The organism is Halpernia sp. GG3 (assembly GCF_052976925.2).
Genome location: NZ_JBRIIR020000003.1, coordinates 94,882 through 113,688 on the forward strand (window position 1 = coordinate 94,882; position 18,807 = coordinate 113,688).

The window sequence follows — 18,807 nt, forward strand, 5'->3', positions numbered from 1 at the left end:
ACGGACAGGCTTTAATTCTTTACGCATTCCTCGCAATAATAATCAACGCATTTCTCGCAATGACTTTGCAAAGAAATCTCAGGAATTCTATAAGACCTGAAGGAAAAAAATTTCTTAAATTTGCATTACTTTAAATTTAAAAAAGAAAAATAATGAGTCAATTTGATGTTACCGTAATCGGTTCAGGACCTGGAGGATATGTTGCAGCCATTCGTTGCGCGCAATTGGGATTTAAAACGGCCCTTATTGAAAAATATTCCACACTTGGCGGAACGTGTTTAAATGTCGGTTGTATTCCTTCAAAGGCTTTGTTAGACAGTTCTGAACATTTTTATAATGCGAAACATTCTTTCGCAGACCACGGTATTATCATTGATGAGCCGAAAGCAGATCTCGCCAGAATGATCGCCCGTAAAAATGAAGTGGTTGATGTGACAACGAAAGGCATCGAGTTTTTAATGGATAAAAATAAAATCGAAGTTTTCACAGGAATGGGAAGTTTCGAAACGGCTACAAAAATTAATGTGGCGAAAAGTGACGGCACTTCAGAAATTATTGACACGAAATATGTGATCATTGCAACGGGTTCAAAACCGGCAAGTTTACCTTTCATTAAATTAGATAAAGAACGCGTCATTACTTCAACAGAAGCTTTAGAATTAAAAGAAATCCCAAAACATCTGGTTATAATCGGTGGCGGTGTTATTGGTTTGGAGATTGGTTCAATCTATAAAAGATTAGGTGCCGAAGTGACGGTTATAGAATATTTAGATAAAATAATTGCCGTGATGGACGGTGCTATGTCTAAAGAATTACTAAAAGTATTGAAGAAACAGGGTGTTAAATTTATGCTTTCAACAGCAGTTTCGGGTGTTGAAAGAAATGGTGATTCTGTAAAAGTGACCGCAAAAGATAAAAAAGGCGAAGAAATAACCGTTGAAGGCGATTATTGCTTGGTTTCTGTAGGAAGAAAACCTTACACGGAAGGTTTAGGTTTAGAAAAAGCTGGCGTAGAATTAGACGAAAGAGGCAGAGTAAAAACAAACGGACATTTACAAACTAATGTTTCAAATATCTACGCGATTGGTGATGTTGTCGCAGGTGCAATGTTGGCGCACAAAGCCGAAGAAGAAGGCACGCTCGTGGCGGAAATTCTTGCCGGACAAAAACCCCATATTGATTATAATTTAATTCCAAACGTCGTTTATACTTGGCCAGAAGTTTCTGGAGTTGGGAAAACAGAAGAAGAGCTGAGAGCTGAAGGTCACGCGATCAAAATCGGAACTTTCCCGATGCGTGCTTTGGGAAGAAGCCGTGCTTCCGGCGATACAGACGGTTTAATAAAAATTATCGCAGATGAAAAAACAGATGAAGTTTTAGGCGTTCATATGATCGGTGCAAGAGTCGCCGATTTAATTGCAGAAGCAGTTGTCGCTATGGAATTCCGCGCGAGTGCGGAGGATATTGCAAGAATGTCACACGCGCATCCAACTTATGCTGAAGCGGTGAAAGAAGCAGCTTTGGACGCAACGGGAAAGAGATCTATTCATTCTTAAGTTTTAAAATCGTTCAACTGTGAAGTTGTAAAATTTTATTTGTTAAAATAATTAGAGAAGTTTCGGCTTCTCTTTTTTTTTTTGGTTAAAAAAACTGCTTCACAAAATGAAACAGCTTTTTTGATTTGATAAAATATTTTTTATGTCATAATAATGTACAACTGTTTTCGCAACTTTAAATAAATAAATAAATTGCATATGTCAACTGCTCGTATCAAAATTACTTTTATAATTAATATTTAATTTTTTTGAGTGCTAGTTGTCTAATTATATCTTTTGACATCCTATTTTAAATTAATTTAAATGCTTGATATTCGATTTAACCGCGTGTAATGAAAGCATAGTTATCAAAGAACCTTTGCGAATATTTATATCCAGTCACATAAAGCGTGATAAGAAAGTTTTTAAATAATGTTAATTTTTTTTATTTCTAAAAAGTAATTATTTCACTTATTTGAAGTTCACCCGATACATTACTATAGTTTTTCACATCTGCTCCAAATAATTCTGAGTGAGGTAAAAAAGATTTTTTAAAAGAATTAAGATCCTCAAAATGCAGATGGGCAATTGCGACATAAGGTGCTGGTTCCTCATCTTTCCGACCGCCAATGCCCAGATCCAGCTCTAAACCTTTTAATGCAGTGCCGATTTTTTCAGAAATCATCTTCAAATGGGTATTTTTATAATACTCTGCATCGAATTTTACATCATTGCCATTTCGATACAATATTGATACTTTTATCATGATTTTTTATTTATTTAAATTTCTTTAAGACATCAATAAACCTTCCAATTTTTTGGAAGATTTATTAATACCTAAAATTAGATTTTGAAAAATTAAGCTTTAGGATCATTTTTGGTCCATGCATATTGTTGGAAGGGTGCATCTACCGGGGTATTTGCGATATGATTAACATAATTACTAATCGTTTTTTGAGAAAGGCCTAAAATGATTTCTAAAACCTGTCTTTCTGCAAAACCAGCATCATAAAACGCGGTTAAATCTTGTTCGGTTACGTGACCGCGATTTCGGACAATTTTCAAAGTCATAGTTCTCAAGGCCTCTAATTTGGGATTTTGAAGAGGAGTTTCATTGCGCAAAGCTTCTGTAATTTCGTCGTCCACTTTCATCATTTTGGCAATTCCAGTATGAGCAGGAACGCAATAATGACACTCGTGCTCTACGTTAATGGTTTGCCACACTACGGTTTGTTCTTCTTTGTTAAATGAAGAATTCATAAATAATTCATGGAGCGTTTGGTAAGCCTGGAAAATTCCTGGTGCTCCTGCTAATACTCCATGTAAACCCGGAATCATACCGTATGCCTTTTGAGATTTTTCTAGCAACGCTTTGCTTTCTTCTGGTGCACTTTCCATATTATGGATTTTTAGTGTTGTCATATTTTATTTTTAAATTATTAATTATTTTTTCTAAACAATCGTTTAGTTTTATTGTAAAAAAACTATATATTTTTAAAAGTCATTTCTATATAATCTTCGATTTCCGTGTGAGTGTTTACCCGAGAAGCCGCGGCTAATCCGTGTTTTGCTAAAAGTAAAAAATTGGCTTGTTGAAGTACCGTTCTTTCGTCTTTAGTAGTATCTGTTTCTAATTTTCTAATAAATTCCGCCTTCAGATCACGCATAAAAGAAGTCATTTGTTCATTGATGCGCAGATCTCTTTTTTCTGAAGATTCGTTATAAGTATTTGTGATCAAACAGCCTTTTTTCTCGGTATCCATATAATCACTGGATATAGAATCATAAAAGAATTGTTTTATATCTGGAACTCCATTTGACGCCTTTCTGAATTTCTCGAAAATGACGTCGGTCTTTAATTTATAGCGCTTTATACTTTCAAGAAAAAGTCCGTTCTTATTTCCAAAACTGGAATAAATTGAAAATTTGTTTATTCCCATTTCTCGTTCAAGCATTTGCATGGATGTTTTTTCATAGCCATTACGCCAAAAAACATTCATTGCTTTTTCCAAAACTTCTTCCTTAATATATTCTTTTTTTCTTGCCATTTTTTTAATACAATGCAAAACTAAACAATTGGTTAGAAATAAAAAAATTTTTGTGAAAGTTTAACAAAATGTACTAATTGCAGGAAAAAAGCGCGTCACAATATTATTTCACAGAATTAAAGTATTTTACTTAAATTTTTATACTCATTTTATTAAACTAAATTTGCAGATTCTATATTCAATCAATTTACATCTCTTATGAAACTCGGAAAAACTCAATTTTTAAAAATATCAGAACAAAATTATTCCGGTTTATTTCTGGAAGATGAAGATGGTGAGCGCGCTTTTTTGTCTAAAGTGTTCGCTCCAGAAAATCCTGTAATGGGCGATGAAATGGAAGTTTTTGTTTTTCAGGACGATGATAAATTAAAAGCAACAACTGAAAAACCAATTGCGGAAGTTGGCGAGTTTGCAGTTTTAACCTGCGTAGAATCTATGCCTAGCGGCGCTTTTATGAACTGGGGCATTATCAAAGATCTTTTTATTCCTTACAAGCAGCAAAAATCAAAAATTTTAGAAGGCAAAAGATATCTGGTTAATCTTTATGTCGATGAATTCACGGATTTAATTACCGGAACCACTAAATTTAAAAGAAATCCACAATATGAAAATGTACCTTTTCAGAAAGGTGATAAAGTGAATTTAATTTTGATGAACGAGTCAGAATTAGGTTGGAATGTCGTGGTTAATAAAGAATTTATTGGATTAATCTATGCTTCAGATGTATACAAAAAACTTTATCCTTTATCGGAAGAAATTGGCTACATAAAGGCTGTTCGTGAAGATGGAAAAATTGATGTTTCGCTTCAGCCAGAAGGTTATGAGAATAATGATGAGTTCCAGCAAATTATTTTAAATGCTTTGGAACAAAATCACGGTTTGCTTTACTTGTCTGACAAGTCTTCTCCCGAAGACATCAAGCAGGAACTACAAATGAGCAAGAAAAATTTCAAAAAAGCCATTGGCGGACTTTACAAATGGAATAAAATTGAGATTTTAGAGGATAAAATCAAACTGTACGAAGCGGGAGAATAAATTTTTTAATTTCTGTTTTTCAAAAGTAAATAACCGTTTAGAATTCTACCTTCCAAAACTTTAGTATTGTACCAATAAGTTGGAGTCGGTAATTCATTGCTACTTGATTTTGATTAAAATACTCGAAATATAAGTTGTAGAATTACTCATTAAATTTCTTGGTATCTGGTCAGATCTTCAATTTTTGTATTAGAAGACAGTAGTTGGTTTTACTTTTTGTCCAAATCTTAAAACAGATATCGTAAAAAGGAAAAGAAGTGATAGATTTTTTTCATTAATTATTGTAAGTCGCAAATTTTATTATTCCTTTTTAACAAGCAATACCCAATCTTCCTCCAGAAATTTGTAACCTTGGTTATAAATAAATTTATATTCTGCGCCGTTTTTGTAAACCACAACCTGCGTGATATAATCAAAATCAAAACCTTTAGAAGTCAATTTTGTTTTGGTCGTTTTGGTTTTGCCGTCTTTATTAATGGAGCTCAAAATGCGAAAGTTTTTACGAAGTTTGTTATTTATATTGCGCATTAAATTAGTAGAATCACTGTTTTGTTTGTTGTTAAAACTATTTCTACAGGCATCATCGCAGAATTTTTTATCTGCTCTGCCAACAATTTTTTCACCGCATTCCAGACATTCCATAATTATTTTTTAAGTGGTATTTCCTAAAATTTCTTTTTCACACTTTATTTACTGTTCAATATTAATGGCTTCAAAACCCATTAATTCTTCATCTTCAAAAATCACATGAAGTTCAATTGGATTGCAGCAAACCTCACAATCTTCTATGTAAGTTTGGTCCCGAACTGATGAATCGAGTAGGGCAGAAATATTTTCCCAGCAATAAGGGCAGGTATAAAAATGTTCGTACATAAATTAAATATTTTTAAAATTTACTCAAAAATTCAGTTTTTAAGAATTCACAATTAATATATAGTTCAACTAAAATACAACTTATTCGTTTACAAATGACTACAAACGAAAATAAATAGATATCTACCGAATGATTTTTTGATGTTGATGAATCTTTGCAGCAGAGAAATGATAAAACAAATTAACGTTTCATTTCTAATATTAATTTTTTAAAACTTAAATGTTATGTCACTAAGAAACAAAGTATCCTTAATTGGGCACACAGGAAAAGAAGTAGAAATCATCAACTTCGAAAAAGGAAAATTAGCGAAAGTCACTTTGGCTACCAACGATTACTACACAAACGCTGCCGGCGAGAAAGTAGAAGAAACGCAATGGCACAATCTGGTTGTCAATGGCAAACTCGCAGATATTATGGAAAAATATGTGACGAAAGGAAAAGAAATTGCTGTAGAAGGAAAAATTCAGTACAGAACTTACGATGATAAAGACGGAATCAAACGCTATTCCACTGAAATCCGCGTTGATGAATTAGTACTTTTAGGTGCAAAATAATTTAAAATTTTTACTTTGCTAAAGTTTTGAATCTTTGGCAAAGTTTTAATCAATTTCTAAAGTCTATTCCCATGAAAGTAAAAGTTTTAAAAGTTCGCATTTCAGATGAATATTTGTTTTCTGATCAAAAAATAGTTGATGATTTTTTAGAAAAGCATGAAATCTGTAAAACCACGACTGCATATTCAAAAGACGAAAAGTATTGGTCAGTTTTTATTTATTACGAGGACTTAAAATCAAATGTAAATTATTCTAGTAATAAAAATTCAAAACCGGACATTAATTCTTTGAACGATCAAAAAGCTGCTAAATATTCTGCGGAAAATAACGAATTGAATTCTGACGAAGTTAAAACTTTAGAAAGCCTCAAACTTTGGCGTACAGAAAAGGCAAAAGATCAAAATCTTCCGGTCTATTTTGTAGCGACTAATCAGGAACTTTATTCAATTGCAAAATTTAAACCCGCAAAAAAAGAAGAATTATTAGAAATAAAAGGTTTTGGCAAATTTAAAATTGAACATTATGGTACTGAAATTTTAGAAATTTTAGAGCAAATATAGCACGCGGTTTGATGGAAAAGAAAGAGTCGTAGATATATTCTGCGGCTTTTTTTATTTAAACGAAATAAATTAATTTAAAAATATTTAAGTATTTTTAAGGCATGGAAATTACTATTAGAAAAATTCAGAAATCGGATAACTTTGAAATAGCAAAAATCATTAGAAGTTGCTTTCATGATTTTAAAGTCGCTACCGCAGGAACTGTTTATGTGGATTCCTCCACTGATCATCTTTTTGAATTATTTCAACAAGATAATTCAGCGCTTTTTGTTGCGGAAGAAAATGGAAAACTACTTGGTTGCTGTGGAATTTTCCCAACTGAAGGTTTACCTGCAAATTGTGCAGAACTCGTTAAATTTTATCTGCACAAGGATGCGCGCGGCAAAGGAATCGGACGCCAATTAATGGAGGCAAGTGTCAACTTTGCAAAAGAAACTGGCTATTCTTCAATTTACATCGAAAGTTTACCTGAGTTCTCTACTGCAGTTTCTATCTACGAAAAACAAGGTTTTAACTATTTAGAAAAACCTTTGGGAAATTCTGGACATAGCGGTTGCAATCTTTGGATGCTGAAAGATATGAGTAATTAGCAATGTGTAATTTGCAATCGTTTTAAATTAGTTATTTTTGCAAATATTAAATAACTTATTACTCATTACCAATTACTAATAAATAATGAAGCCCAGTTTAGCAAAAGGTACGCGCGATTTTACCGCAGAAGAAGTTTACCGCCGAAAATATATTATTTCAGTTTTAGAAAAAAACTTCCGGCTTTTTGGTTTTCAGCCTTTGGAAACACCGAGTTTTGAAAATCTTTCCACTTTAACTGGAAAATACGGCGAAGAAGGCGATCGATTGATTTTTAAAATTTTAAATTCTGGAGATTATGCGTCAAAAACTAATACCGAAGACTGGAGTTCTAAAAACTCACAAAAATTAACTTCTCAAATATCTGAAAAAGCACTCCGTTATGATTTAACAGTGCCGTTCGCTCGTTATGTGGCAATGAATCATGGACAACTAACTTTTCCTTTTAAACGATATCAAATTCAACCAGTTTGGCGTGCTGATCGTCCACAAAAAGGACGTTTTAGAGAATTTTATCAATGTGACGCTGACGTCGTGGGAAGTGAAAGTTTATTACAGGAAGTAGAATTGGTTCAATTATATTTGAAATCTTTTTTAGATTTAAAAATTCCCGTAAAACTTCAATTAAATAATCGTAAAATTCTGACCGGCTTGGCAGAATTCGCGGGAATTCCAGATCAACTTATTGATTTCACCGTCGCTTTAGATAAGCTTGATAAAATAGGAAGAGATGGTGTTGTAAAAGAACTGGAAAGTAAAAATATCAGTAAAGATTCCATCCAGAAATTAGAATTTCTTTTTATTCCGCAGAGCGATCAACTTAGATTATTATTGGATTTAAAAGAAAAATTCGCAGGAATTCCTGTTGGTTTAGAAGGCGTGGAAGAACTGGAATTTGTTTTAACCAATTGCATCAATCTGGGTATTTCACATGAAAATTTAGTTTTCAATATTACTTTGGCGCGAGGTTTAGATTATTACACAGGTGCGATTTTTGAAATAAAAGCCGACGGTGTAGAAATGGGTTCTGTCGGCGGCGGCGGACGATATAACAATTTAACGGAGGTTTTTGGCGTGAAAAATATTCCTGGAATTGGGATATCCTTTGGCTTAGATCGCATTTATTTGGTGATGGAAGAACTTCAATTATTCCCCGAAAACTCTGTCGAAAAAACAAAATATTTGTTTGTTAATTATGGAATTCAAGAAAGTATTCAGGCATTGAGAATAATTAATGAACTTCATAAAAAAAATATTTCTGCTGAATTATATCCAGAAAATACCAAGATTAAAAAACAATTCATTTATGCTGAAAAAAAAGGTATCGAAAAAATGGTTTTTCTTGGTGAGGAAGAACTTAGAAATGCAACAATTACAGTAAAAAATCTTCAGTCCGGCGAACAAAATACTTATAAACAAGACGAGTTTCTTACACAACTGTAGAGAAAGTCTTCCGGAAATCTAAACTATTTAACACCCATTTTGTAAACTTATAAGCAAAGAAATTGCCTGTTTAATAGACTTTTAACAAAAAATTGATTTCAGCAAATGTTAGTGAAATTTAATTATTTGGAAATACTCCAAAAAAAACTCCTTTCCGAAGAATGGAGTTTTTGTTTTGCTTAAACTAATTATTAGTTTGAGCAGCATTTTCTACATCTGCATGCACATCATTTGCTTTATCTTTAACTCGATCTACAACGTCATTCGCTTTAGCTTTTAAATCGCTTCCCCAACCTTTCAAGTTGTCTTTTGCGTTGTTGATTTTGTCTTTTACAACTTGTTGATCTTCCTTAGAAGAATTTTTGTATTTCCAATAAGCTAATGCACCTAATCCTATTAATGCTAGGAGACCTTTACCTTTAACTGCCATAATTTCTAATTTTTTAAAGTTAATAATTTTTGAATTGTTCTCTCAGCACTGAAAATTATGTGCCAAAGAAATTTATTAAATGTTAATTAAAATATAAAATCTAAATTTCCAGCCAGTAATTCGAAGAAAAAAAATTCCGGAATGATTAAACTCCGGAATACATTCTTAACATCTTAGCCTAAAAAAGGATATTTATAATTTTTCGGCGGATTAAATGTTTCTTTAATCGTACGAACAGAAACCCAACGCATCAAATTCATTTTAGAACCCGCTTTGTCATTCGTTCCCGAAGCTCTTGCGCCACCAAAAGGTTGCTGGCCAACTACCGCGCCCGTTGGTTTATCATTGATATAGAAATTTCCTGCTGCATTTTCCAAGGCTTTGTAAGCTTCTTCAATCGCATAACGGTCTTGGCTGAAAACAGCACCTGTTAAAGCATAAGGTGAAGTTTCATCTACTAATTTTAAAGTTTTTGTCCAGTCTGCATCTTCATAAACAAAAATGGTCAAAATTGGTCCAAAAATCTCTTCGCAAATACTTTCGTACTTTGAATTGGTGGTCAAAATAACAGTTGGCTGAACAAACCAACCTTTGCTGTCGTCACATTTTCCACCGAAAATAACTTCCGCATCTTTCGACGAATTTGCACGTTCAATGTAACCTTTGCATTTATCAAAAGAAACTTGACTAATTACAGCGTTGATATAATTGGAAGGATCTTCTGGAGAACCCATTTTTATAGTTTTCAGTTGTGCGTCCATTGAAGCCTTCACAGCTTCCCATAAGGATTGTGGAATATACGCTCTTGACGCTGCAGAACATTTTTGACCTTGGTATTCAAAAGAACCACGAATCAAACCTGTGGCAACTGCATCCGGATGTGCAGAAGGATGCGCGATTACAAAATCTTTACCGCCCGTTTCACCTACTATTCTTGGGTACGTTTTGTATTTATGAATATTGTCGCCAATTTGTTTCCACATATTTTGGAAAACACTTGTAGAACCTGTAAAATGCAAACCAGCAAAATCTGGATGTTGCATCACTTTTTCTGCCGTATCTTTTCCGCCCGTAAAAATTAAATTGATAACACCATCTGGAAGTCCAGCTTCGCGGAAAACGTCCATAATTACGTGGGCTGAATAAACTTGTTTGTCAGAGGGTTTCCAAACCACTACATTTCCAAGCATTGCCATACATGAGGGCAAATTCCCGGAAATTGCCGTGAAATTAAAAGGCGTTACTGCAAAAGTAAAACCTTCCAAAGGTCGGTATTCTACGCGGTTCCACATTCCTTCGTCAGAGATAGGTTGTTCTGCGTACATTTCACGAACAAACTCTACATTGAATCTTAAAAAATCGATGAATTCACAAGCCGCGTCAATTTCTGTTTGATGCACACTTTTTGATTGCCCGATCATTGTCGCAGCGTTCAGTCTGTCTCTATATGGACCGGCAAATAAATCTGCGGCTTTTAAAAATATTGAAACACGCTGTTCCCATGGTAAGTCCGCCCATTTTTGACGCGCTTCCAAAGCCGTTTTTATCGCATCATCTACGTGAGACATATCGCCTTTGTAATAAAATCCAAAATCGTGCTGGTGATCTTGCGGCGACTGTAATCGCACTTTATCAGACGTTTTTACTTCCTTTCCGTTGATGATCATTGGGATTTCCAGCTTCTCTCCCCACATTTTTTTATAGGTAGAGATCAGGCTTTTTACTTCTGCAGAGCCAGGTTCGTAAGATCTTACCGGTTCGTTTAAAACCACTGGTACATCCGAAATTGCTTTTGACATATATTTATTTTTATAGTTTAAAATCTTGTTTCACAAAGCTAAGGCTTTCAGTTCAAAACTGCGAATTTGTTATCTTATTTAAACTTTTTTAAGATTTAGGAGCAAGACCTTTTTTGCTTTTATTAAAGATTGTACTCGCTGTCCGCTTTATCTTTTTTGGCGCTCGCTTCGCTCGCGCCAAAAAAGGATACCGCTTCCATCAGGGCTAAAGCGACGGGAATTTTTTTGTCCGAAACAAATAATTTCCATGGAAAGCCGCAAAGATTTTTACTGGGAATATTTAAAATTTAATATTCCTACATTTTGTTGCTACCATTTCTTTGCGTTTCTGCTTAAAAAATCTTTCCACTCATTGCGTTTCATTTCATTGCGCCATTACGTGAAATATTTACTGATTTATAAATACATTTGTTAAAAATTAAATTGATGCAAGTGTTAAAAGTTGGTCTTTGCGCCTTTGGAATGAGTGGAAAAGTATTTCACGCGCCTTTTATAAAAGAGCATCCCGGATTTGTTTTGTCCGCGATTGTGGAACGAAACAGAGAGGAATCCAAAGAAAAATATGCCGATGCTACGATTTACAGATCTGTTGGCGACATGCTACAAAAAGCAGATATCGATCTGTTGGTGGTTAATTCGCCCATTCAAACGCACTTTGAATATGTGAAAATGGCTTTGGAAGCCGGAAAAAATGTAATCGTAGAAAAACCTTTTACCATTGATGTTGCCGAAGCAGAAGAATTGGTCAATTTGGCAAAAGAAAAAAACTGCTTTTTAAGCGTTTATCAAAACCGTCGTTTTGACAGGGATTATCTACAAATTAAAAAGATTTTAAACGGAGGAAAATTAGGAACTATAAAAGAAGCTGAGATCAGTTTTGACCGTTTCCGCACTGAAGCTGGTGGCAAAGAACACAAAGAAAATCCACAATTGCCAGGTTCCGGTGCTGTTCATGATCTGGGTTCGCATTTAATAGATCAGGCGACGCAGCTTTTTGGCTTCCCCGAAAAACTCTTTGCCGACGTTTTTTCTATGAAAGGTTCTGCATTTGCCAATGATTATTTTGAGCTCATTCTCTATTACAAAAATGATTTGCGCGTGCGATTAAAAGCGTCTGTTTTCGCCAAAGAAACGCATTACGCTTTTGTACTTCAAGGTGAGAAAGGCAGTTTTTTGCAGGAAAGAACCGATAATCAGGAAACGGAATTGATTTCGGGAATTATTCCAAAAGTGGATGAAAATTTGACAGAAAATTTAAAAGAACCCGACGGAATTTTAAATTATGTAGATGAAAATTCAGTTTGGAAAAGACAATTAACTTCCAGCGAAGCGGGGAATTATATGAATTACTATCAGGAAATTTATGACCATATTTTTTCAGGTAAAAAATTACCTTCTCCCGGAAGTGAGATTATTCAAAATATGAAAATTATTGAAGCGGTTTTGAAAAGTTCTGAGCGTGAAAAGGTGGTTTATTTAAGTTAGTCATTATCAAAAAAAATCTTCCATATTATGAAAAAAGTAGTTCAAATATTATCTATAATTTTTATCCTCAATTCTTTTAAAGGCGAAGGACAAAATATTCCTATGAATATCGAAATAAAAAAAGAAAATGCAAATACTACGGGTCAAAAAATAATGTTAGACGAATTATTTTATGATATAACAGATGAATTTGCACCATTTGGAAACGACGTTGGAAATGACACTTTCTATCTTTACTTAGCATGGAGAAATAAAAATGTAACTAAAAAAGCAATTGAATTTTTAACTGAAAACCTTGCTGAAATCGGCTTGTCGACTTTTGATTTAAATACTACCACAAAAAATCCTGAAAAATTATTATTGATGGTAGACAAAATGCCTAATAAATATTATGATATTAACACAATAGACAACACTGTTATTTCTCTGGCTTTTGCCCAGTTATTTTTATTGGGTAAAATTGATTCGGATATTAAAAATTTAGCAAAAATTGCTATCGAAAGAGAAATTCTATTCGCTGATGTTTGGGAAGACAATTCAAAAACAAGAATTGAAAAATTAAATAAATTTAATAAAGCCATTGATTTGGCTGATTAAATTACATTAAACAACAGGATATTTCTCTTTATCTAAATTCAATTAAACTTGTGAATATTTTTAAATAAAAACTGTAAATTTTAAATAAATTTATGATCCTATTTCTAATAATACTTGCAATTATTTTCACTGTAATTTGCATATTCCTTCATCAGCCAACCTTTGGAAAAGCACCTTCGGGCAAACGTTTAGAACGAATAAAAAAATCACAGCATTATAAAAATGGGGCGTTTGATAATCTCAGTTTTACGCCACAATTGACAGAAGGCTATTCTATGACGAAAGTAATGTTTAATTTTATTTTTGGAAAAAAAGAAAATGTAAAACCAAAGCAGAAATTTAAGTTTACCAAAACAGATCTTAAAAACTTAAACCCCACTGAAAACGTCTATGTTTGGATGGGACATTCTTCTTATTTTATTCAAATTGACGGCAAAAAAATTCTTGTCGATCCCGTCTTAAGCGGCAATGCCTCGCCGGTAAGTTTTACCACAAAAGCCTTTGCTGGAAGTGATTTATATTCAGCGGATGATATGCCGGAACTTGATTATTTAATTATCACGCACGATCACTGGGACCATTTGGATTATAAAACAGTCACAAAACTGCGCCTAAAAGTAAAACAGATCATCACAGGTTTGGGAACGGGCGAACATTTAGAATACTGGAAGTACGATCCCAAAATAATTATTGAACTGGACTGGGGAGAAAATTGCGATCTCGGAAACGGTTTTAAAGTTTACGCGGAAACAGCACGGCATTTTTCGGGTAGAAGTTTTAAAAAAAATAAAGCGCTTTGGGCAAGTTTTATTTTCGAAACCCCCGAACGAAAAATCTACATTGGCGGAGATTCTGGTTTTGATACGCATTTTGAAAAAATCGGTAGAAAATATGGCGGTTTTGATCTGGCTATTCTAGAAAACGGACAGTATAACGAGGCCTGGAAATACATTCATTTGGTGCCGGAAGAATTTTTGGTTGCTGCAAAAAACCTTCAAGCAAAACGCGTTATTGCCGTTCACAACTCAAAATTTGCTTTATCCGTTCACACCTGGAAAGAACCTTTGGAACAGATATCTAAGTTTAATGAATCCGAAAAAATGCGTGTAATTACCCCAAGAATTGGTGAGAAAGTTGATTGGGAAGATAACAGCAAAGTCTATGAAAAATGGTGGGCAGGGTGTGATTGATTTTGTACTTAGCTTTAAATAATACCAAATCTTTTTCTTCGAATATTTGCCGGACACAGCAGATCTAAAATGAGCAACGAGAAAAGAGATCAAGGTTATTTGTAAAATCTCTGAAAGTTTTTGATTTAAGGTTTTCAAAATGTCTTTCAAATTTTACTATCCGATTAATTTGTTCCAAACTTGTATACTAATCATTACTATTTTCTATTTATTAGTAAGATATTTTATTTTAAATTTCTGTACCTTGCTGTTCGTTAAATCCATGAGGAAATACATTATCTCATCTCAATAATTTAACTTTAATTTATAAGTACCACGGGAATTTCTGCTGAAACTATTTCGTAAATTACTAAGCTAATTAAAAGACAAAAAAAGGAAGAATAAATGAAGGATATAAATTATAATTTTGGAAAGGGTTTTGTTTTTAAAAAACACGTTCCAGAGGAAGTCTCGCATTTTGAGCGGGTCTTTGATGTTTTTAAAGATTTACTAACACACACATCTGGTGATATTGAGGAAGCTTTTGAATGGCTGGAAATGCTGAACAAAGAATACGATATTTTCACTGACGACTATTCACTGGAGGATTTTGAAGAAGACCTCAAAAAACGTGGTTACATTAAAGAAGAAATTGACCCGAAAGATGGAAATACTGGAACAGGAAAAGGCAAAAATGTCTTAACTGCCAAACTGGAAAATGCTTTGCGCGAATACGCCTTAGACCAAATTTTTGGAAAACTGAAAAAAAGTGGTGTAGGAAATCACAACACCAAGAAAATTGGCGTTGGCGATGAGCGTGACGGCGAAACCAGAAACTTTCAATATGGTGATGATCTATCAACGATGAATATGACAGAAAGTTTAAAAAATGCCCAAATCAACAACGGAATTTCAGATTTACGTCTGACGGAAAACGATTTAATTGTTGAGGAAACGAAGCATAAAGCGCAGATGAGCACGGTTTTAATGATTGACATCAGTCACTCTATGATCTTGTACGGCGAAGACCGAATTACACCTGCAAAAAAAGTGGCGATGGCTTTGGTGGAATTAATTCACCGAAAATATCCCAAAGATTCCATCGATATTATTGTTTTTGGTGATGAAGCTTGGCCGATAAAAATTAAAGATCTTCCTTATTTAAAAGTGGGTCCTTATCACACAAATACCGTTGCAGGACTAGAACTAGCAATGGATATTCTGCGCAGAAAACGAAATACGAATAAGCAGATTTTTATGATCACCGATGGGAAACCAAGTTGTATTAAATTGCCTTCAGGAGAATTTTACATGAACAGCAACGGTTTAGATGAATTTATTGTAGGCCAATGTCTTAATAAAGCTGCACAAGCCAGAAAATTAAAGATCCCGATCACGACCTTTATGATTGCACAAGACCCTTATTTAAGGAAATTCGTGGAAGCTTTTACCGCACAGAATCAAGGGAAAGCCTTTCTTACCGGACTTTCTGGTTTGGGTGAAATGATATTTGAAGATTACGAAAAAAATAGAATAAAAAGAATTTAAAAAAAGTAAAAAATATAAAAGTCAAAGTATAAAGTATTTTGACATTACACGCAGTGCATTTTACACCAAAAAAAAGATATGAAAAAAGATATTACATTTAAAGAATTAAAAAATTCTGGTTACATAAATAAAACCATTAACCAAGAAATTCAGGCGAATTTAATTGCGCGCATCAAAGCCAAAGAATCCGTTTTTGAAGGACTTTGGGGTTATGAAGATACCGTTGTTCCGCAATTGAAAAAAGCAATTCTGGCAGGACATCACATTAATTTATTGGGTCTTCGCGGTCAGGCAAAAACCAAGATCGCCAGAAGCATGGTGAATTTGTTGGATGAGTATATGCCGATTGTAAAAGGATCTGAAATTAATGACAGTCCTTTTCAGCCGATTTCAAAATTTGCCCGGGATTTAATTGAAGAAAAAGGAGATTTAACGCCAATTTCTTGGGTGCATCGTTCTGAAAGATTTTTTGAAAAATTGGCTACGCCAGATGTAAATGTAGCGGATTTAATTGGTGATATCGACCCAATAAAGGCGGCGACTTTAAAATTACCTTATTCTGATGAACGTGTATTACATTACGGAATGATCCCTCGAGCGAACCGTTGTATTTTTGTATTAAATGAATTGCCAGATCTGCAGGCGAGAATTCAGGTTTCCTTATTTAATATTTTACAGGAAGGCGATATTCAGATCCGCGGATTTCAATTGAGAATGCCCTTGGATATTCAGTTTGTATTTACCGCAAACCCGGAAGATTATACGAACAGAGGAAGCATTGTAACGCCTTTGAAAGATAGAATTGGCTCGCAGATCTTTACGCATTATCCAAAAACTATTGCGTTAGCGAAACAAATTACGGAGCAAGAGGCCAAAGTTTCCGCTGAAGATAAAGCACAGATTTTAGTGCCAAATTTAGCCAAAGATTTATTAGAAGAGGTCGCTTTCGCCGCGCGAGATAGCGAATATGTGGATGCAAAAAGTGGCGTAAGCGCAAGATTGACAATCAGCGCTATGGAAAATTTAATAGCAGCCGCAAAATTACGTTTAATAGAATCTGGTTCTGACAAAACGACCGTTCGTTTGGTCGATTTTATTTCGATAATTCCTTCCATCACGGGGAAAATTGAGTTGGTTTATGAAGGTGAACAGGAGGGTGCAGATTTTGTAGCTAAAATCTTAATCGACAAAGCGGTGATTAACGAATTTGAAAAAATATTCCCAAGGATTTCTAAACTTGAAAAAGAAGGTAAGAAAAATGCGTACACAGATTTAATTCAATGGTTTGAACAATGAATTGGAACTCAATTTTACCGATACAGACGAAGAATTTTTTGCAAGTTTAAAAACCGTAAAACCTTTGACGGAAATCATCAAAGAATATGCGCCTGAACAAAGCAAAGAAGACCAGAATTTCTGCAAAGAACTTATTTTATGGGCTTTGACGATCAGTAAGAAATTAGATAAAGCCGAAAACAATCTCTTTATATTTTGATGCGCCGGAATTGTTGAGATATTATCGCAATTAAAAATTGTACCTTTAGAAGAATTAAAAATATTAAATATGGAGATCCTAATAAACACAGACCATAACATAGATGGGCACGCGGAAATGATTGCTTACTTCAAAACTGAAATTCAAGAAAATTTTGAAAGATTTAATGAACATTTGACTAGAATTGAAGTGAAAATCAGCGATGAAAATGGTGATAAAAGTACTGAAAAAGATAAAAAATGTGTTTTGGAGGCGCGTATCAAAGGTATGCAACCTCTAGTGGTGACAAGCCATGAGGATACCATAGAAAAAGCGGTGAAAGACGCTTCTATTAAAATGAAAAAATCGCTTGATACCGTGATGGGAAGATTAAGTGACCATTAATAGTATTTAAAATTTTCTAGAAAATAATAAAATTAACCTCTTTCAAAGTAATTTGAAGAGATTAATTTATATAAAAATAAATATCGAAAATACCATGAACTTTGACGAACAAAATAAACAAAATGCCATCAATTTTTTATAAAATCGCGTTATCAAAGGAGAAAGCCGAAAGTGCTGTTCGACGCATTTGTGAAGAATATTTCACACAATACCCGCTGTGGAAAAAACTCCAAAACACAAGGTTTTCATTGACTATTTTGAAAAAATGCAGCGAAGATATCCAGTGAAATCGATCACTTTTCCGCGCCATTGTGAAGGGATTTAGTGTCTTTCCCACTCACCAATTTGCCCCGAAGATCAATACATCACTACTGAATTTTTTCCGATTTGATGCGAAAGGAAAAATTTGTGAACATTGGGATTCTATCCAACAATCCCAAAGCGTCCACAAATCTTAATAGAATGGATTAAGTAGATAAAAATTGAGAAAGCAACATCATCCAAAATTTTCAAAAGTTTCAATTTTTTTTAGAAGAGCAGCAGAAAGGTCTACTTTTTTCAAACTTCAGTTCCGACTATCCACTATATCCGTTCACGTCCCTTCGTCCGTGACTCAGATGCCGTTTCCATCGGGGGCTAGGTTGTCGTTTTTATCCTTCTCAGAAGTGTAAATTCTAATAATCGTAATAAAGAAAAAATAATTTGCGCGACCGAAAATTGCACTTATTATTTCCAACCCGCTCATTGCTATTCTAAAATTTATAATGAGAAAAAGAAGATGTTTTTCAAGCCTGTCAGATCCCACAAGGCGTGCTATCGTTTCCTAATTGCATCACACACATTAACACCAAATGCTATTTGCATAAATTTTTAGACTGGCCCGGCAAACATTTTTTAACATTTGAAAAATTCTTCAGAATGTGAAAATGGTCACACAAAATCAGCAGGGTAGAAGATTTTTATGATACACTGAAATTGACAAATTAAAAGAAATTGACAATTGGATAGAACAATTCAGAAGAATTTGGAGACATTAGATTTAACAATTGGATGGAATCTATTTATCAACTTTAAAAATATAATATTTAACCAAACATAAAATGTACTTCGAAAATCGAGCACAAACAATTACCAATTCAGACTATGCCGATAAATCTACTCAAACCGTTCCATCAACGATTTTCAAACTTCTTTAATTTCGGACACTACAAAAAAGAATTTCGATCAATGGTGGCACCAAACCCCTGGGAATCAAGATCAAAA

General features: G+C 33.9%; 18 protein-coding genes and 1 pseudogene. 12 read left to right on the forward strand and 7 right to left on the reverse strand.

Annotation, left to right across the window (positions count from 1 at the left end; all coding sequences use genetic code 11):
* Positions 1 to 152: 152 nt before the first annotated feature.
* A complete protein-coding gene (gene lpdA, locus ACVBED_RS00820) occupies positions 153 to 1,556 on the forward strand; it encodes a dihydrolipoyl dehydrogenase (RefSeq protein ID WP_473094345.1) in 1,404 nt (467 codons plus the stop codon).
* 430 nt (positions 1,557 to 1,986) lie between these two features.
* On the opposite strand, the gene ACVBED_RS00825 is transcribed toward lpdA, so the two are convergent.
* From ACVBED_RS00825 to ACVBED_RS00835, 3 genes are all read right to left on the reverse strand, one after another.
* A complete protein-coding gene (locus ACVBED_RS00825; protein ID WP_447120697.1) occupies positions 1,987 to 2,301 on the reverse strand; it encodes an EthD family reductase in 315 nt (104 codons plus the stop codon).
* Positions 2,302 to 2,393: 92 nt separating this feature from the next.
* The gene (locus ACVBED_RS00830) at positions 2,394 to 2,957 is read right to left on the reverse strand and encodes a carboxymuconolactone decarboxylase family protein (protein ID WP_447120698.1); all 564 of its coding nucleotides are present in this window, start codon (positions 2,955 to 2,957) and stop codon (positions 2,394 to 2,396) included.
* A gap of 62 nt (positions 2,958 to 3,019) precedes the next feature.
* On the reverse strand, positions 3,020 to 3,583 hold the full coding sequence (locus ACVBED_RS00835) for a TetR/AcrR family transcriptional regulator (RefSeq protein WP_473094346.1): 564 nt from the start codon (positions 3,581 to 3,583) through the stop codon (positions 3,020 to 3,022).
* Positions 3,584 to 3,781: 198 nt separating this feature from the next.
* Between ACVBED_RS00835 and ACVBED_RS00840 the strand changes: the two genes are divergently transcribed.
* The gene (locus tag ACVBED_RS00840; protein ID WP_447120700.1) at positions 3,782 to 4,618 is read left to right on the forward strand and encodes a CvfB family protein; all 837 of its coding nucleotides are present in this window, start codon (positions 3,782 to 3,784) and stop codon (positions 4,616 to 4,618) included.
* 300 nt (positions 4,619 to 4,918) lie between these two features.
* Here ACVBED_RS00840 and ACVBED_RS00845 read toward each other — a convergent pair whose 3' ends face one another.
* The gene (locus ACVBED_RS00845) at positions 4,919 to 5,263 is read right to left on the reverse strand and encodes a hypothetical protein (protein WP_447120713.1); all 345 of its coding nucleotides are present in this window, start codon (positions 5,261 to 5,263) and stop codon (positions 4,919 to 4,921) included.
* Between the two features lie 45 nt (positions 5,264 to 5,308).
* Entirely contained in the window at positions 5,309 to 5,491 is a 183-nt protein-coding gene (locus tag ACVBED_RS00850; RefSeq protein WP_447120701.1) for a CPXCG motif-containing cysteine-rich protein, read from the reverse strand.
* 225 nt (positions 5,492 to 5,716) lie between these two features.
* Between ACVBED_RS00850 and ACVBED_RS00855 the strand changes: the two genes are divergently transcribed.
* From ACVBED_RS00855 to hisS, 4 genes are all read left to right on the forward strand, one after another.
* Positions 5,717 to 6,046, forward strand: coding sequence for a single-stranded DNA-binding protein (locus tag ACVBED_RS00855; RefSeq protein WP_447120702.1), 330 nt, complete (start codon positions 5,717 to 5,719; stop codon positions 6,044 to 6,046).
* Positions 6,047 to 6,117: 71 nt separating this feature from the next.
* Positions 6,118 to 6,606 (forward strand): HRDC domain-containing protein, encoded by a 489-nt coding sequence (locus tag ACVBED_RS00860; RefSeq protein WP_473094347.1) that lies wholly within the window; start codon positions 6,118 to 6,120, stop codon positions 6,604 to 6,606.
* A gap of 101 nt (positions 6,607 to 6,707) precedes the next feature.
* The gene (locus ACVBED_RS00865; protein WP_447120704.1) at positions 6,708 to 7,196 is read left to right on the forward strand and encodes a GNAT family N-acetyltransferase; all 489 of its coding nucleotides are present in this window, start codon (positions 6,708 to 6,710) and stop codon (positions 7,194 to 7,196) included.
* A gap of 85 nt (positions 7,197 to 7,281) precedes the next feature.
* Positions 7,282 to 8,637: a histidine--tRNA ligase gene (hisS, locus tag ACVBED_RS00870; RefSeq protein WP_473094348.1), complete on the forward strand. Its 1,356-nt coding sequence runs from the start codon at positions 7,282 to 7,284 to the stop codon at positions 8,635 to 8,637.
* A 184-nt stretch (positions 8,638 to 8,821) separates the two neighbouring features.
* On the opposite strand, the gene ACVBED_RS00875 is transcribed toward hisS, so the two are convergent.
* Together ACVBED_RS00875 and pruA are read right to left on the reverse strand one after the other, a co-directional pair.
* On the reverse strand, positions 8,822 to 9,067 hold the full coding sequence (locus ACVBED_RS00875) for a YtxH domain-containing protein (protein WP_447120705.1): 246 nt from the start codon (positions 9,065 to 9,067) through the stop codon (positions 8,822 to 8,824).
* Between the two features lie 173 nt (positions 9,068 to 9,240).
* Positions 9,241 to 10,866 carry an L-glutamate gamma-semialdehyde dehydrogenase gene (pruA, locus tag ACVBED_RS00880; protein WP_473094349.1) on the reverse strand — a complete coding sequence of 542 codons (1,626 nt, stop codon included), beginning with the start codon at positions 10,864 to 10,866 and terminating at the stop codon, positions 9,241 to 9,243.
* A 426-nt stretch (positions 10,867 to 11,292) separates the two neighbouring features.
* On the opposite strand from pruA, the gene ACVBED_RS00885 reads away from it, so the two are divergent.
* The 6 genes and pseudogenes from ACVBED_RS00885 (at position 11,293) to ACVBED_RS00910 (ending at position 17,544) form a co-directional block, all read left to right on the forward strand.
* The gene (locus tag ACVBED_RS00885) at positions 11,293 to 12,351 is read left to right on the forward strand and encodes a Gfo/Idh/MocA family oxidoreductase (RefSeq protein ID WP_473094350.1); all 1,059 of its coding nucleotides are present in this window, start codon (positions 11,293 to 11,295) and stop codon (positions 12,349 to 12,351) included.
* A 27-nt stretch (positions 12,352 to 12,378) separates the two neighbouring features.
* Positions 12,379 to 12,948 carry a hypothetical protein gene (locus ACVBED_RS00890; protein WP_447120706.1) on the forward strand — a complete coding sequence of 190 codons (570 nt, stop codon included), beginning with the start codon at positions 12,379 to 12,381 and terminating at the stop codon, positions 12,946 to 12,948.
* A gap of 92 nt (positions 12,949 to 13,040) precedes the next feature.
* The gene (locus ACVBED_RS00895) at positions 13,041 to 14,138 is read left to right on the forward strand and encodes an MBL fold metallo-hydrolase (protein WP_447120707.1); all 1,098 of its coding nucleotides are present in this window, start codon (positions 13,041 to 13,043) and stop codon (positions 14,136 to 14,138) included.
* A gap of 384 nt (positions 14,139 to 14,522) precedes the next feature.
* Positions 14,523 to 15,665, forward strand: coding sequence for a vWA domain-containing protein (locus ACVBED_RS00900; protein ID WP_473094351.1), 1,143 nt, complete (start codon positions 14,523 to 14,525; stop codon positions 15,663 to 15,665).
* Between the two features lie 78 nt (positions 15,666 to 15,743).
* A pseudogene (locus tag ACVBED_RS00905) lies at positions 15,744 to 17,160 on the forward strand (sigma 54-interacting transcriptional regulator).
* 69 nt (positions 17,161 to 17,229) lie between these two features.
* The gene (locus tag ACVBED_RS00910) at positions 17,230 to 17,544 is read left to right on the forward strand and encodes an HPF/RaiA family ribosome-associated protein (protein ID WP_473094352.1); all 315 of its coding nucleotides are present in this window, start codon (positions 17,230 to 17,232) and stop codon (positions 17,542 to 17,544) included.
* The last annotated feature ends 1,263 nt before the right edge of the window (positions 17,545 to 18,807 follow it).